At 43.0% G+C, this 17,146-nt stretch carries 11 protein-coding genes; all 11 read left to right on the top strand.

Going from position 1 to position 17,146, the window contains the following annotated elements; genetic code table 11:
* The first annotated feature begins 7 nt into the window (after positions 1 to 7).
* The 11 genes from metH to N483_RS23325 all read left to right on the top strand — a co-directional run bounded on the left by metH (position 8) and on the right by N483_RS23325 (position 17,145).
* Positions 8 to 2,635: a methionine synthase gene (gene metH / locus N483_RS23275; protein WP_023397056.1), complete on the top strand. Its 2,628-nt coding sequence runs from the start codon at positions 8 to 10 to the stop codon at positions 2,633 to 2,635.
* Between the two features lie 247 nt (positions 2,636 to 2,882).
* Entirely contained in the window at positions 2,883 to 3,578 is a 696-nt protein-coding gene (locus N483_RS23280; RefSeq protein WP_023397055.1) for an ABC transporter ATP-binding protein, read from the top strand.
* A 602-nt stretch (positions 3,579 to 4,180) separates the two neighbouring features.
* Positions 4,181 to 5,512 (top strand): ABC transporter permease, encoded by a 1,332-nt coding sequence (locus tag N483_RS23285; protein WP_023397054.1) that lies wholly within the window; start codon positions 4,181 to 4,183, stop codon positions 5,510 to 5,512.
* Between the two features lie 9 nt (positions 5,513 to 5,521).
* Positions 5,522 to 6,730 carry an ABC transporter permease gene (locus N483_RS23290; RefSeq protein WP_023397053.1) on the top strand — a complete coding sequence of 403 codons (1,209 nt, stop codon included), beginning with the start codon at positions 5,522 to 5,524 and terminating at the stop codon, positions 6,728 to 6,730.
* 333 nt (positions 6,731 to 7,063) lie between these two features.
* A complete protein-coding gene (locus N483_RS23295; protein ID WP_023397052.1) occupies positions 7,064 to 7,747 on the top strand; it encodes an ABC transporter ATP-binding protein in 684 nt (227 codons plus the stop codon).
* Positions 7,748 to 7,758: 11 nt separating this feature from the next.
* Positions 7,759 to 9,093 (top strand): ABC transporter permease, encoded by a 1,335-nt coding sequence (locus N483_RS23300; RefSeq protein ID WP_023397051.1) that lies wholly within the window; start codon positions 7,759 to 7,761, stop codon positions 9,091 to 9,093.
* A 9-nt stretch (positions 9,094 to 9,102) separates the two neighbouring features.
* Positions 9,103 to 10,311, top strand: coding sequence for an ABC transporter permease (locus N483_RS23305; RefSeq protein ID WP_023397050.1), 1,209 nt, complete (start codon positions 9,103 to 9,105; stop codon positions 10,309 to 10,311).
* A 240-nt stretch (positions 10,312 to 10,551) separates the two neighbouring features.
* Positions 10,552 to 11,445, top strand: a complete 894-nt coding sequence (locus N483_RS23310) for a hypothetical protein (RefSeq protein ID WP_036974780.1) — start codon at positions 10,552 to 10,554, stop codon at positions 11,443 to 11,445.
* A complete protein-coding gene (locus N483_RS23315) occupies positions 11,442 to 13,295 on the top strand; it encodes a GGDEF domain-containing protein (RefSeq protein WP_023397048.1) in 1,854 nt (617 codons plus the stop codon). Before N483_RS23310 ends, N483_RS23315 begins: the two co-directional genes overlap by 4 nt.
* Before the next feature lie 72 nt (positions 13,296 to 13,367).
* Positions 13,368 to 15,803 carry an ATP-dependent helicase HrpB gene (gene hrpB / locus N483_RS23320; protein WP_023397047.1) on the top strand — a complete coding sequence of 812 codons (2,436 nt, stop codon included), beginning with the start codon at positions 13,368 to 13,370 and terminating at the stop codon, positions 15,801 to 15,803.
* A gap of 136 nt (positions 15,804 to 15,939) precedes the next feature.
* Positions 15,940 to 17,145, top strand: a complete 1,206-nt coding sequence (locus N483_RS23325; RefSeq protein WP_023397046.1) for an MFS transporter — start codon at positions 15,940 to 15,942, stop codon at positions 17,143 to 17,145.
* The last annotated feature ends 1 nt before the right edge of the window (position 17,146 follow it).

Genomic DNA, 17,146 nt, shown 5'->3' on the forward strand with positions numbered 1-17,146 from the left:
TATCATTATGACGCAATCTACTGCTGTATTTACAAACGTTGGGGAAAGAACCAATGTCACAGGTTCAGCACGCTTTAAACGACTCATTTTAGAAGAAGATTACGAAACCGCGCTTGAAGTTGCCAGAGAGCAGGTTGAAGGCGGTGCTCAGGTGATTGATATCAACATGGATGAAGCCATGTTGGACTCAAAAATGGCGATGGTGAAATTTTTGAACCTCATTGCTTCTGAACCTGAAATTTCAAAAGTACCTATCATGGTTGACTCCTCTAAATGGGATGTCATCGTTGCGGGTCTGAAATGTATTCAGGGCAAGGCCATTGTAAACTCTATCTCGCTAAAAGAGGGTAGAGAGCCGTTTGTGCGCCAAGCCAAGATTTTAAAACGTTTTGGTGCGGCTGTTGTCGTTATGGCGTTTGACGAAGTTGGTCAGGCTGAAACGGCAGATCGTAAATTTGAAATCTGTGAGCGCTCTTACAAAATTCTTGTTGATGAGCTTGGCTTCCCGCCAGAAGACATTATTTTTGATCCGAATATTTTTGCTGTTGCCACAGGTATTGAAGAGCATGACAACTACGCAGTTGAGTTCATTGAAGGCACGCGCCGCATAAAGCAAAACTTACCGCACTGTAAGGTATCTGGCGGTGTTTCAAATGTGTCGTTTTCTTTCCGAGGCAACAACCCTGTTCGTGAAGCTATCCATTCAGTCTTTTTATACCACGCCATCAAAGCGGGAATGGATATGGGAATCGTCAACGCCAGCCAACTAGCTGTGTATGATGATATTCCACTTGAATTGAGAAATGCAGTTGAGGATGTGATCCTCAATACTGACCCCGGCGCAGGAGAACGCTTAGTTGATATCGCGCCTAAGTACTCAGGTATGGCGCAAGCTGAGAAAAAAGAGGACTTAGAGTGGCGTACATGGCCAGTTGCGAAAAGGCTAGAGCATGCCCTTGTTAAGGGGATCACAGAGTATATCGATGAAGATACCGAAGAGTGCCGCTTAAGCTTTGAGAAGCCGATTCAGGTTATTGAAGGGCCACTGATGGACGGCATGAATGTAGTCGGTGATTTATTCGGTGCCGGTAAAATGTTCTTGCCTCAGGTGGTCAAGTCAGCCCGTGTAATGAAGCGCGCGGTGGCTTACCTTGACCCATTTATCGAAGCAGAGAAGGAAGAAGGCGCGAGCAACGGAAAAATAGTTATGGCCACTGTGAAAGGCGATGTACACGATATTGGTAAGAACATCGTGGGTGTTGTGCTGCAGTGTAACAACTATGAAGTAGTTGATTTAGGTGTGATGGTACCCGCTGAAAAAATATTGCAAACGGCCATCGATGAAAAAGCAGATGCCATTGGACTGTCCGGCCTTATTACCCCTTCACTAGATGAAATGGTACATGTGGCAAAAGAAATGACACGTCGAGGCTTTGACATCCCGCTTTTAATTGGCGGGGCGACCACATCTAAAGCACACACTGCGGTGAAAATTGAACCACAGTACGACAAAGGCGTTATTTACGTTAACAATGCCAGTCGTGCAGTGGGCGTCGTTTCTAGTTTGCTGAGTGATACGCAAAAGCCTGTCTTTTTAGAAAAAACAGCCAATGAATACGTGAAGGTCCGTGAACAGCAAGCGCGTAAAAAACCGCGTTCTAAGCCTGTGACTTTAGGCCGAGCTCGGGACAATGCCACTAAGTTGGACTGGGATAATTACACACCGCCTAAACCTAAGAAATTGGGAATTACCGAGTTTAAAGACGTTAGTATCGCCACATTGCGTCAATATATAGATTGGACTCCCTATTTCATGACATGGTCTTTGGCAGGGAAATACCCGCGTATATTAGAAGATGAAATAGTTGGTGAAGAGGCTAAAAAGCTATTTGCTGATGCCAATGCAATGCTCGATGAGTTAGAGCAAACAGGTAAGTTGCAACCGCTTGGTGTAATAGGGTTATTTCCTGCAAACCGAGTAGACGACGATATCGAAATTTATGCCGATGAATCTCGAACAGAGGTGATTGGTAAATCGTGTCAGTTACGTCAACAAACGGAAAAAACAGATTTCCCAAATTACTGTTTAGCTGACTACGTTGCTCCAAAGGGTATTGAGGACTATTTTGGCGCATTTGCAGTCACAGGTGGTCTTGAAGAGGATGATCTGGCGGATGCGTTTGACGCACAGCAAGATGATTACAATAAGATCATGGTCAAGGCGGTGGCAGATAGACTCGCAGAAGCCTTTGCCGAGTACTTGCACGAGCAAGTTCGTAAGGAGTATTGGGGTTTTGCTGCTGATGAGTCATTAACGAATGAAGAGCTTATTCGCGAAAACTACCAAGGTATTAGACCTGCACCGGGTTACCCTGCATGTCCTGAGCACACGGAGAAGAAAAAAATCTGGTCGTTGTTAGATGTTGAAAACCGCATTGGTATGAAGCTAACGAGCTCTTACGCAATGTGGCCAGGTGCAGCTGTTTCCGGCTGGTACTTCTCGCATCCTGACTCTAAGTATTTTGCAGTTGCTACCATTCAAAAAGATCAAGTTGAAGACTACGCTCGCCGTAGTGATATGTCTATAGAAGAAGCTGAGCGTTGGTTGTCACCTAACCTTGGTTACGATACTTAAGCCATGCCAATGGACTTGTTAGGGGCAAATACCCTAACAAGTCTTTTTTGCTGTATTCTTAGTATTTTTTTAATGAATTTAGCGGGTTGCATACAGCCTTTGCCGTGTTATATTTTTAGCTATGTAGTAGCGTATTCATTGCCGTTCAGGCTGCTCTTTTTGCTGCCTCTCCCATTATTTGGCCTGTGAGGGTCGGTTTTTTATCGTAATGAATAGTATAAATTTAGTGGTGAAGTAGTGAGTGTATATGCTTAAATTTTCCAGTGTTACTAAAAATTACGAAGAAAGCACCGTGGTTACTCAAGCATTACAACCTTTTAATTTACAAGTTGCATCGGGAGATTTTATTGCATTGGTTGGCCCATCTGGTTCGGGAAAAACGACCTTTTTAAACATTGCTGGATTATTAGAGTCTCCCAGCTCTGGCGAATATACTTTTTTAGATAAAGACGTAAAGACACTCAGTGATAAACAAAAATCCCGACTAAGAAGTTCTGATATTGGGTTTGTTTTTCAGAGCTTCCATCTACTTCCCGAATTAAATGTCTACGATAATGTGGAAATTCCGTTGCGCTACAGCCGGGTACCTGCTAAGCAGCGCCGTGCCAGTGTGATGTCATTACTTGAGCAAGTCGGGCTGTGTGACAGAATTAATTGTAAACCAAACCAGTTATCTGGAGGTCAACAGCAAAGGGTAGCTATTGCGCGCGCGTTAGTTGGTAAACCCTCACTCATATTGGCTGATGAGCCAACTGGGAATTTGGACTCAAAAAATGCCGCAGATATTATGGCCATTTTATCGTCCTTCAACCAATGTGGTACCACGATTTTAATGGTCACTCATAGTTTAAAGTTGGCACTGCAAGCAAAGCGAACGATTGAGATCCGCGACGGTATTTTAAAAGAGCGCTGTATCGAACATTATGCAGCAAGGTGGGGCTAATTAAATACTTGGCTAAATAGCTAGGTTCTAAAAATTGATTGTTAGTTCAATCTTGAGCTGACTATTTTCCTATATACGCCCCTGATATTTCTCCATAAAGCCTGCCTTCCCTATCCCTCTTTGTAATAAAGTTGTTTATTTTGTGGTTTCTGGGTTTTTATTGTGTATCTATTTGGTTTTTGTTAGCCTTGCCAGTGAAGAAAAAATTCCCCCTAAATACACCTCTGATGTTTATGGTTTAGTTAGACTCATATTTAACTGCATAACATATAGGCGATGGAAGGCTTAGGTACACACGAAGGAATTTTAGGCGTAATAGTGTTAAGAATATCATTTACCAAAAATAATCACGCATTTGGGAAACGTTTCATTTAGCCTACCAATGTTTGAAAGGCTTTAGGCTGCGAGTTAGTTGTCAATGTGGATAAATATATTAAGCAACTTGCCACTAATAAGTTGGAATATATAGTGCTTTTCCCCAAGGTCAGCTGTTTGCTCGATGTAAGCATTTTTAAAGGGTTTTGATCTTAAACGTGCATGTCTGAGCCATAGAATTATAAGAATTATGTTAGTGCTACACCCACCGCTGAATAGGAGATAACATGCTGTACTACTATATACGCATGGCGGTATTTAGTCTCAAAAGAACACCTCTGTTAAGTTTCTTAATGATAGCGACCATTTCAATAGGCATTGCTGCGACCATGGTCACATATACTGTCAGCTACATGATGACCAAAGATCCAATCCCCAGTAAAAGTGAACGGCTATTTACTGTTCATTTGAGTTCATGGGATCCATCGCGCATGTACAAAATGGAGGATGGTAAAGAGCAAATTCCCATTTGGGTTACTTATCAAGATGCAATGAACTTATACAACGAAAAAAAAGGCAAGCGTCAAACAATTATTGGCAGCCATAAAACTATGAGTCGTGCTCCAAGTCAGCCACCGAGTGGCGCGCTTTCAACCTTGTTGCGGGCAACCACATATGAATTTTTTGATATGTTTGAAGTGCCGTTCTTATATGGTTCAGGTTGGACAGAGTCCGATGACGAACAAGGTGCACGGGTAGTTGTATTGTCGAAAAAGCGCAATATGAAACTCTTTAATGGTCGAAATTCTGTTGGAGAAGAGGTCTTAATTGGTGGGCTTTTATATCGTGTTGTTGGCGTATTGGATGACTGGGTAGTACTGCCTCGATTCTACCTTGAGAGCCATGATGTTTTTATGGATGTCAGAGACATGTTCATTCCATTTCGCTCCAATATTGATAATGAGTGGATTGCGGCAAGTGATGTCAGTATGTATTGCTGGGGGGACTTTGAGATGAATAAATTTAGCTCAATGCTCACTTCTGAATGTGTATGGTTGTACTTCTGGGTAGAGCTTGAATCTTCAACTCAGCGCGATGCGTATTTTGATTTTGTAAATAATTACGCGATGGAACAACGAGCTTTAGGGCGTTTTCAGCGTGAACAAATGAACCGGGTACTAAACGTGCCTGAGTTTATAAAACACAATAAAGTTGTGACCGGAGATAGTCGTTTGGCTGTGTGGCTGGCATTGGCATTTTTGATTGCCTGTTTACTCAATTGTATGAGTTTAATGATGACTAAGTTTCATGGTAAAGGGGCTGAAATTGGATTAAGGAGAGCGGTTGGTGCAAGTAAGGAAGATATTGCTTGGCAATTTGGTTGTGAAACGATTCTGATAGGTCTATTAGGCGGAGTTGTGGGTTTACTCTTGGCAAATTTGGGCCTGATCATCACGGCAGAAATATACAGCCACTTAAACCCGGCACTGATGGCAATGAACATTGAGTTGATGCTAACCACCTTGGTATCGTCAGTGATTGCGAGTTCGCTTTTTGGCCTGTATCCAATCTATAGGGCTTGTCAAATACAGCCATCAAGCCAATTGAAGAGCTTATAGGCAAATTAAATGAAAGATCTTAAACCAATTATTAAATCACTATGGTACGCCAAAACAGCACCTCTTTTGCTGATATTGCAAATTGCAGTTGCCTTCACGATACTCGTTAATTCAGTGTTTATGCTAGTACAGAAGCATGGAGAATTTAATGATCCAAGTGGCTTAGATGAAGATGTTTTATTTTCGTTTCAAATGTCTTTGCATGGCTCGCCAGAAGAGCGAGTAGCCAGTGTATATCGAGATCTAGATGCTATCAGAGCGTTAGATAGTGTCGAGGAGGTTGTTACGGTTAACTCCATACCTCTGTCCCATCGTGGAGCGGGTATGGAAGTGAGGTTAAAACAAGGGTCACATGAATATGATTCAAAAGCAGGCTTATATGCGGGTGGCCATCAAATGATTGAAACCATGGGGTTAAAGCTGATCGCAGGTGAGGGGTTTACCTTGTCAGATGAGCGAGCGCTGAAAGATTTTGGTTTGAGTCAGCCTGTTGGCGTGGTGATCACCAAAGCTTTGGCTCAAGACCTTTATCCTAATGACTGGCGCCAAGCACTAGGTAAAACGCTTTATTTGAACGACAAAGAACAATCTGTCAGAGGCATTGTTGAACAATTGGTTGGCCCTTGGAGCTTTTGGGGATACAAAAATAACAATTTCTTGGTTCCCACCTTATTTATGATGACGGATGCGAGTTTTATTGTGCGTGCGCACAAGGGGTTGCTTGAGCAAAGCATTAGAGATGTGAAGGATTTATTGTTAGTTGACTCCAGCAGAAATATTGACAATTTTATGAAGCTCAGTGAAACAAGAACTTGGGCTTATCAACCGCAGGTTGCGGCTTATAATACGCTGAAAATTGTGATTGTTGGCTTGTCCATTATCATAATGTTAGGTGTGTTCGGCCAGACACGCTACACAATTTTAAAGCGACAAAAACAAATCGGTATTAGGCGAGCATTAGGAGCTAGTCGGTATGAAATAATCAGGTATTTCATGTTAGAGAACCTCTGTATTAATGTTTGCGGTATTCTGTTTGGCTTAGGGTTAACCATTGTGGCGAATAACTTACTGGTAGTGCACTTTGGCCTTGCGCCGGTGCCTGCGCAGTATTTGCTCATTGGTGTGGTAGTTGTACTTTTGGCTGGCGTGTTGGCGGTTCTTCAGCCTGTGCTTAAAACGGCGAGTATTTCACCAACTGAAGCGACACGTTCAGCGTGATCTCTTTGCAAGCTTAGGCGCAGTAATTGGGTCAATAACATACTCTGTTTATTTGCGTTTGTTCCCCAGTTATCTAAGTATTTATATGTACGATGATAACTTGCCTGCATTTTGTTTTTCGGTAAATATAATATTAATTTTGTGTTTATTTTGTTTTTTTTAGTCTACAATAATTTGAGTGCTCTTTTTGGGGACTTAATTACTCAGTTTGAGAATGAAATATAATAAATGCTTAAGGAACAGCAAGCTATATTCTTTTTCACGACCCGTTGTAGTCAGTAAGTATAGTGAAATGCTGTAGAATAATAAGTACACAAAGTTAAAGGAAATATCATGCTTAAAATGCGAGGAGTAGCAAAATCCTTCACCACGGATACGGTCAAGACGCAGGCGTTGCAGCCGTTTGATCTCGATATTCAACAAGGTGAGTTTGTTGCGGTCGTAGGTCCTTCAGGCTCTGGAAAAACGACATTTTTAAATATTGCTGGGTTACTAGAAGAACACTCGCAAGGGCAATATTTATTGGACAACCAAGATACGACGGGATTGTCCGACAAGCATAAATCTTCATTGCGAAATCAAAAAATAGGCTTCATTTTTCAGAGCTTTAATCTAATTCCCGAGCTTAATTTATTCGACAATGTTGAAATGCCGTTGAGGTATCGAGATTTTAGCGCTAAAGAGCGAACGGAGCGGGTGCTCAATGCACTCGAACAAGTCGGTCTTGCTGGACGAAAGTCACATTACCCTCAACAGTTGTCAGGTGGTCAACAGCAGCGAGTCGCCATTGCCCGTGCACTTGCGGGTAGCCCTTCCTTCTTACTCGCCGATGAGCCTACTGGTAACCTAGATTCTAAAATGGCCGACGGTATTATGGCACTGCTCAAAGATATAAATAAGCAGGGGACCAGCATTTTAATGGTCACCCACGATATGGAGCAAGCTCAGCAGGCTGGTCGTATCGTAGAGATACGAGATGGAAATCTGAGTGAGCAAAAACACGCTATATCGGCTTAGAGGTGCGGCTAATGGGCAAGTATTATTTCAAGCTAGCTTGGCTTAGCTTAAAAAAGACGCCATTGCTGAGTTTGCTGATGATAGGCACAATCGCCATCGGCATAGCTGCTTCTATGATCACAATCACCGTAGGGTACATGATGGGCCAAAACCCATTACCCCATAAAAGTGAGCGTGTCGCAATGGTACATCTAAATTCTTGGGATCCTTCACAGCCAATCGGTTACAGAAAAAATGGTGAGGTAGATATTCCCTCTCTATTAACGTATCAAGACGCAATGGCTTTATTGGCAGCGAACAAAGCGGATAAACATGTCCCATTTGTCTCATTTAATTCGGCGGTTCGAGCGGAAAGCGAAGATGTTATTGATTCGCAACTACACCAAATACGTTCAACAAGCCGGCATTTTTTTAGTGTGTTTGGTGCTCCATTTATTTATGGCAGCACCTGGAGTGAGGAAGCGGATCTGCAAGGTCAATCAGTCATTGTTTTATCGAAAAGAGAAAACGATCGTCTGTTTCAAGGGGCAAACTCAGTTGGAGAGCACATTATTGTCGGTGATCATTTGTATCGAGTTGTTGGTGTGATTGACGACTGGCAACCTACGCCCAAGTTTTACGTTAACTACTATGACATGTACAGCCCGACGCTGCCTTATTTTGTGCCGCTTGAATCACAAATTCGAAACAACTTTTTCTCTCCAACCACAATGGGTTGGTATTGCTGGGGTGATGGTCCTAGCTCTACTTTGCAGGAAGTCATGTTGTCAGAATGTGCATGGATAAGGTTTTGGGTTGAGTTTAAGTCTGAAGATAAAAAGCATGAATATTTCAGGTTTATGGAAGACTATACTGAAGAGCAAAGAAAAGTAGGCCGATTTGCGCGACCTGAGCCTAACCGATTGATGTCTGTTACAGAGTACCTTGAAAAAGAAGGTGCAGTGAGTGAAGAAAATAAGATCGGCATTGGTTTTGCGTTGGCATTTCTATTTGCCTGTCTGTGTAATGTGATGAGTTTGATGATGACAAAATTCCATGGAAAAGGCGGAGAAGTTGGTCTGCGACGGGCCGTGGGAGCATCCAAACAAAATATTACAGTGCAATTTGGCTTTGAGGCGGCACTGATCGGCTTTTTTGGTGGTGTGATTGGATTATTGTTAACCCAGTTAGGGCTCTCAGCCTTGACAGATATGTACCCAGAGTATCATGTCAATGTCATGACGATGGATTTAACTCTAATGGTATCTACTGTCGCACTGGCCGTCAGTACTTCGCTGTTATTTGGATTGTGGCCTATATATCGAACGAGCCGTGTTCAACTATCCAGTCAGCTTAAGAGTTTATAGGAGCAGTAGATGAAGGATTTCACACCCATACTTAAAACGCTGTGGAAAAATAAAACGGGCCCTACATTACTGATCATACAAATCGCTGTGGCGTTTACTATTTTGATCAATATCTCTTATATGGCTATGTCTAAGTTGCATGAGATAAATTTGCCAAGTGGCCTTGGTGAAGACACACTTTTTTCATTTCGTACTAATTTACCGGTTGAGTCTGAGGAGTATGAAGCACTATTGAAACAAGATTTGGCGAGTATTAAAGCGCTTAACAGTGTTAAAAGTGTGGTGACAACGAACTCAATACCATTGGCTGGGTGGGGATTAGGTTTGCAATTTAATGAGTCTGAAGACCCTGATAGCTTTATCGCTTATGCGGGTATTTATAGCATGTCTGATGAGTTTATGAAGACTCTGGGGCTGGAGATCATAATGGGTCGAGGGTTTGAAGATAGTGAGATGAAGATCTCTAATCAAGACTACAGCGAACTCTCTAATTCAATTCTCGTCACACAAGCAATGGCTGAGCGCGTGTCGCCTGAAGATTGGTCTGCTGCGGTAGGTGTTACAGTTTATATGAATGGTCGTCCGTACCAAATCGTTGGTGTTATCGACAAATTAATTGCCACTTGGCCTGACTGGAGTGGCAATGAGCGCAGTGTTGTATTCCCTGTGTACAGTTTTTCCGGTGAAAATAGGTTTTTGGTGAAAGCCAGAGCGGGACAACTTGAACAGGCTATGGAGGATGTTCGCAGCCTTCTGTTACAACAACCCGGTAAGTTTGTAGCGGATCTTCATACATTTAAATATACTCGCGAAACTGGGTATAAAGCCATGAAATCATCGTTGAGTATACTGATTGGTGTCACTATTGGCCTAGTCATGTTAACTATGTTGGGGGTATTTGGACAAGCGCGTTTCACGCTGATGAAACGGCGTCGTCAAATTGGTACAAGAAGAGCGCTAGGAGCGAGTAAGTTTCATATTATGAGGTTTTATATTATTGAAAACCTCGTTGTTGTTGGGGTCGGAGTTGTATTTGGTAGCCTTTTTGCTGTGCTCTTAAATGTCAAACTCATGGAACTTTTCCGCTTAGAATCTGTACCGATGGAATACTTTTTATATGGAGGTATCAGTGTTTGTATTGCCAGTTTGATAGCTGTTATTCCCACCGCATACAGTGCTGCAAACATTTCACCTGCAACTGCCACCCGTTCTGTGTAGCTCCCTGAAACACCCCGATTAGGCAAGACCTTTGCCTAATCGGGGTGTACTTTTCTTAAATTTATCTCATTATTCAGAAAGTCCTATGAATACTTTAACTTAGCCGTTTTTACGGGTTTGTTATCGAATATTATTCTTTTAATTAGTGAAAAAAGCTTATTTTTATGTTGGTTTTTGGTTAACATGTCGAGGGTGGTTTTAGTATACTTTGGATTATATCGATTCGAATGCGGGGTAAGCATGAAGCGGCTGATATGGCTATGGCTCATTTTTTATACGGGTAGCCTGTATGCTCACAATCAATTAGTGGTTGATATTATGAGTAGTGAAAATTTTAGCCAACGTTATGCCGAATTTCTCAATGGCCGCTCGCCGTTGGATGTTAAGTCTTTTTACCCGACGACAAAAGGATCGCATATTGAAATTATAGAAATGGTCCTTTTACAGCAGGCACTATTTTTAGGAGGAGAGACAAGAGAAGTCGTCTTCAACCCTAAACCTTCTGTAAATATCGTGGAATTTTCAGATATGCTTTCGGGTGAAAGCCTAATTTTGGCGCGTAGTGTTTGGCATGAAGATATCATTAATTATAGAGGTTCACTCTATGTGAGTGATGCTGTGGTTGAATTTGGTCAATATGAAGCGGGCTTATATGTAACTAAGCGAAATGTGGCATTGCAAAACTTACCGCAAGAGCAGTTGGATCAGCTAACTGTTGTTGCAAACCCAAGATGGCGAGTGGACTGGCGGGCATTAATTAACACCGATATAAATATTGTGAGCTTTATCGGACCTTGGGAAACCATGCTAAATATGGTAGAAACCGAAGTGGTTGACGCGATGTTGATCAATTTTAGTGTTAGCCAAAATCTATTGCTAAATTTTGAAGAGCGAGAATACGTTCCTATTCAAAATATTAAGATGATGTTACCGGACTCACGGCATTTTATTGTCAGTAAAAAACACCCTCAGGGTGAAATGATTTTTGCAGCGCTTAATAGAGGGTTAAAAATATTACGGGCTCAAGGTGTAATCGATAAAGCCTTACACCAATCGGGGTTTATTAATCACCTCGTTAAAGACTGGGAATACGTAAATCAACAAATGCTCTCCTCAAGTCAGGTCGTGCCATGAAAAAAGAGTTGCTAGTTATCGTGAGTTATTGGTTGCTAAGTGTCAGTGCTTGGGCGAATATCAACACTGAAGCAACCCCCTCTCAGCGGGAAGATTTATCTAAGATGCTACTGCATTTAACAGATAGTCTAGAAGAAGATTACGACCTTAATTTGTTACCACAAGTACGCGTGCTGAGAGAGCAATCTAAGCAGTTGGGGGAAAAGCACCTACAGGCGCGTTCGCTATTGCTGGAAGGGCTGATCCGCCAACATTTTGGTGATTACAAGCACAGCCTAGTGCTCCACAACGATGCGTTGGCCATTGCGAAAAATCTGGATTCACCAGTATTAGAGGTACAAATCTATCTAGCACTGGCGCAACTGGAAATGGATTTGGAACGTTTTCGATATGCTCAACAGCTACTTTCTCGTGCTTATACGATGATCACAACCCGCATTGATGCAGAGCAGGCCGATAAATTAATGGGGGAATATGTGTTGTGGCAAGGCTCGCTGTATTTGCTCAAAGGAAGTTACCGTCAAGCGCTCGCCACTTTAAGCAAAAAGTCACTGTCTGAATTTAAAGGGCTATCGAGCAAGCTCGCACTTGCTAGGGCATGGGCTTATTTGAGTATCGGAGCGTATCCACAGGCACGCCTACTGATGAACTCACATTATATAAAAAAAGCAGAATTGAGCCAAAATTTGCATCTGAGAGTTCGTTATCAGCTTATGAATGCGACAGCTTATCTACAGGCAGGTGAATTTACCTCTGCGATAGATACGGCCAAGTTGGCGTTAAATGAAACCTTCGGCACGCGTTTTTTAACTGAGCAGTCCAAGCTGCAAAAAGTATTAGCTGGTGCCTACGCGCAATTGGGGGATTTTGAGCAGGCGCATTTATATCTAAAGCGTTTTGCGCTGTCTCAGCAAGCGCTTAACTTGCAAAAGCGCAACAACAAGCTTCTGCAATTAGAAGCCCAATATTCTCTCGCAGCGCAAAAGCAACAATTAAGTGTGTTGGAAAAAGACAATGCGTTGCAAGCGCAACAATTGATCCAGCACCAGCAACAGATCGACAATGCACATCTGGCGCAACAGCGTGGTGTATTAGGGCTGTTGCTCATTGCTTTGGCTTTAGGCTTCGGTTATTGGAGATGGCAAAACAAACGCTATTTAATAACGTTAAAGCAGCAAGTTGCAGAGCGTACTGCTGAACTCGCAGAACGCAATAAAAGGCTGCAAGCTCTGAGCTTCACTGACAGCTTAACTGGATTAAATAATCGCCACTACTTTTTCAGCGTCATTGATGCGCAAATAAAGCCTCAATCGACGTCACAAAGCGATAAGCAAGAGATGATATTTTGTTTATTGGACATAGATCACTTCAAAAAGGTGAATGATACTTATGGGCATGCTGCTGGCGACCTTGTGCTACAAACGGTCGCTGATATTTTAAAGCAGTGCACACGAGAAGGTGATTTGGTGATCCGTTGGGGTGGGGAAGAGTTTTTAATTGTGATGCCAAATATGACCCACAATGAAGCAATTGAGGCGGTAGAGCGCGTGCGTAGACAAGTGGAGTGTTTCCCATTTGTCGTGAATGAGCAGGCTATTCAGGTAACTTGTTCGATAGGCTTTGCTCCTTACCCTTTGACAAATGGCGCAAATAAATCATTAACTTGGGAACAAGTGATAGAGCTGGCTGACAATGGACTATACATGGCTAAGAAAGAGCATCGAAATGCGTGGGTCGGCCTTCATCGCCTTAATCACCCGCTGAACTGCTCGATAAAGCATTTAAGCAAGGATTATCGAAGTCTTATTAATAGTGGTCAGGTGACTGCTAGTGTCAGCTATCAAACTTAAAGTACTGGCAGAAAATAGCATTCAACATGATAGAATGATGAGTATCTGTACTTATATTTGCTTGAATCTACTGTGCTCCCAATTGAAAAAGTTTTTCCAAAATTAGTTAAACAACTCGAACATCATGAAACGGTTCTCTTACAAGCGCCTCCGGGGGCTGGTAAGTCTACTTGGCTACCATTAAATTTAATGAAGTCAGGCCAGTATCAGCGCATTGTGATGTTAGAACCTCGCCGATTAGCGGCGCGTAATATAGCCCACTATTTAGCAAGTCAGCTCGGTGAGCCGCTAGGCCAGAGCGTTGGTTTACGGATCCGTCAAGAAGTTAAAGTGTCAGCGCAAACTCGATTGGAAATTGTAACAGAGGGCATGTTAACTAGAATGATTCAGCAAGATCCTGAGTTGACGGGAATTGACTTACTCATTTTCGATGAATTTCATGAACGCTCTTTGTCTGCTGACACCGCATTGGCATTTGCATTGGAAACTCAGGCTGCGCTGAGAGATGATTTAAATATTCTGGTGATGTCTGCAACCCTAGATAGTGAGCGCTATCAAGCCTTTTTACAATGCCCCATCGTATGCTCAGAAGGACGCAGTTTTCCGATAACACATAAGTATGTACCACTAAAAGACGAAAGCCAGTGGTTGATGCAGATAGTTCCAGTGGTGCGCCAAGCAATTAAGGAAGAAAGTGGCAGTGTTTTGGTCTTTTTACCTGGCCAAAAAGAAATCAGGCAGGTTGCCAGTGCACTACAAAGTGTCTTTGAAGGTGAGCCGGTTATTCACATCGCGACGCTCTTTGGTGAGCAGGATAAATCTGCTCAGCAAGCGGCAATTGCCCCCGCACCTGCTGGGGCGCGAAAAATCGTACTAACAACAAATGTGGCAGAGACATCTTTGACCATTGAAGGGATCCGTATTGTTATAGATTCTGGAAAACGTCGAGCAGCGGCATTTAATTTGAAAACCGGAGTAACAGAGCTTAAAACAGTGTCGATTTCACGTGCTTCAGCGGTGCAACGTGCAGGCCGTGCTGGGCGTATTGAATCCGGGGTGGTATATCGCCTTGGTAGTCAAGCCCTATTTGAGCGACGTGATGCCCATGATAAACCTGATATTTTGAGCTCAGATATCAGTGGCTTGGTTCTGGAGTCTAAGGTGTGGGGAACCCAAGTATCAGAGTTACCTTTGTTAGATATGCCGAGCGATGCGCAGCTTAAGCAAGCACAGCAACTTTTAATGAACTTAGAGGCGCTGGATAAGCAAGGAAAACTACGGCCGCTAGGGCAACAAATGCAGCGCATTGGCAGTGAGCCTCGATTTGCACATATGTTGCTTAAAGTGAAGTCACTTGAAACTAAGTTACCAGGCATAACTTTATTGGCCTGTTATTTTATGGCACTACAAGATAGCCGGGTTAAAAGTGCGCCAGAACTGAGCCTAGCGCTTGGCCAGATGCACCATAGTGCCCCAGCGGCATTTACTAAACAGTTAAGGTATTGGTGTAAACGTGCTGAAATTGCGTATCAATCTGATGACTTGGCCATTGAACACTTAGCAGTCGTGGTGGCTTTGGCATACCCAGATAGGTTGGCAAAAAAACGTGGAAATGGGTTTGTACTGGCTAATGGTGCGGGCGTCAATGCGCATAGTGAATTTTGGCAAAGTACTCCTTATCTTGCCATTGCTGAGTTAGGAGGCCATCAAGGGCAAAGTATTTTTAGCGCAACAGCTTTTGAACCTGACGAACTTGCTGATATTTTGCCCTATTTATTCTCACAAAAAACCGTGTGTGAATTTGACCAAAAGCAAGCCCAGTTTTTACATCAAGATAGGGTTTACTTGGGCCAGTGGATATTCAGTGCAAAACCAAGTCAATTGCCCCTTGATGAGGCCGCGAGAACGCAAGCATGGTGTTCAATTGTGGCTGAAAATGGTCTGTCTATGTTTGCTAGCTATGCCGACTGTGCTCAGCTACTGGCCCGCATGCAGTTGGCCGCTAAGTATTATCCAGAAGAGTTTCCGGGAAGTAGAGAAGCGGATTTAATAGCAGAATTATCTCAGTGGTTAGAACCATTTTTGACTGAGGTAAAGCAGTTTAGCCAATTGAAAAAGTTGGATTTAAAAAACGCCTTGTTGTCACGTCTTGACTGGCAAAAACAGCAGCGCCTAAATACACTTTTGCCAGAGCGTATTGCGGTTCCAAGCGGTTCACAGATCCGAGTGCAATATCAATTGGCGGGGCCAGCGCGCCTCGCGGTTAAAATGCAAGAAGTCTTTGGCATGCTGCAAAGCCCGGTACTGTGTGAGGGCAATGTACCTGTATTAATGGAGCTGTTATCTCCTGCGCAAAGGCCTTTGCAACTTACACAAGATTTAGCGCATTTTTGGCAATCGAGTTATAAAGACGTGCAAAAAGAAATGAAAGGACGATACCCAAAACATTATTGGCCAGATGACCCCGCAACAGCACAAGCGACTAATAAAGTAAAAAGCCGTATGTAGATGTTTGGAGCTTGAACTGAGTGGGTCAAGGTAGATTGAGTAGATACTGATATAAACAATAATTACACCTTGACCTAAACTAAGCTTGAGGTTTTAGGCTGGTCCGAAAGATAGATAATAAAAACAGGATATTTAGATGGAACTCACTCAATTCTCTTCTCAGATCAGCCGATTTACTCCGCTTGTATGGACTATGTTGCTAGGCAACTTTTTTGTCAGGGCTAGCTATTACATGGTGTGGCCCTTTTTAGCGGTGATCCTGTATAACAAGTTTGCTTTGACCGCCACAGAGGTTGGAGTTTTGCTTACTGGTTCAGCCGCATTTGCCGTTTTGCTTGGGTTTTATACTGGTAACTTAGCCGATAGATTCGGCCGCTTTACCTTGTTATACAGTGCTGTAATCGTTGGCATTTTAGCGTTTACAGCTCTGGCTTTGGCTGAGCAACTGTGGACATTTTGCATTGCGGTCTTTTTTGCCTGTATGCCTCGCACGCTATGGGATGCGCCGAGTAAAGCGCTGCTCAGTGATGAATTGAGCGACAGTCAAGACAGGGAATTGGCACTGCACTTACTCTATTTTTTGGTGAATGTAGGTGCAGCGATAGGCCCTTTATTTGGCTTATGGGCTGGCCTCAATGGCGAGCAATTTAGTTTTATCTACACGGCTTTTGCTTATCTCGTGTTGCTTTTAGCATTAATAGTGAAACAAGCAAGTGCCATCAAAGTTGAGCGAGGCGGCGCACAAAAGTCAGTGCCTAGTTTTGGTGCTTGGCTGCGTATTTTACGTCAGGATACGCGGTTTTTATGGGTATTATTAGCAACATTTTTAGTTTACTTAGTATTTGGTCAAGGTGATTCGAGCCTAGTACAATATTTAACACGGGCACAGGTACCTGAGTTAGCTGTACTTATTTCTAGCCTGATCATTACCAATTCACTGATCATTGTTATTTTTCAGTTCCCTCTGTTGCATATGATGCGTGATTGGTCGATTCAATCTCGGTTGTATTGCGGAGGTTGGATTTTAATCTTGTCTCAGTTAATGATGGCGTTTAACCCGGTGAGCAGTTTTTGGGGATGGATCGGTGCTGTTGCAGTATTGAGTTTTAGTGAAGCGATTATGTTTTCAAATATCAATATTTATATTGACCGTATGGCACCTTCGCATTTAAAAGCCAGTTATTTTGGGGCCGCTGGCCTGTGCTCGCTGGGATTTGCATTTGCACCTTTGTTAGGTGGTGTACTGCTCGACTGGGGCAGTGGCACCACGTTGTTTATTGCTATGGCGATAGCGAGTTTAAAAGCCATCTATTTGTACCGTTTGGCTGCGCGCGCTCATTAAA

The sequence above is a fragment of the Pseudoalteromonas luteoviolacea NCIMB 1944 genome (assembly GCF_001625565.1).
GTDB classification, from domain to species: domain Bacteria; phylum Pseudomonadota; class Gammaproteobacteria; order Enterobacterales; family Alteromonadaceae; genus Pseudoalteromonas; species Pseudoalteromonas luteoviolacea_F.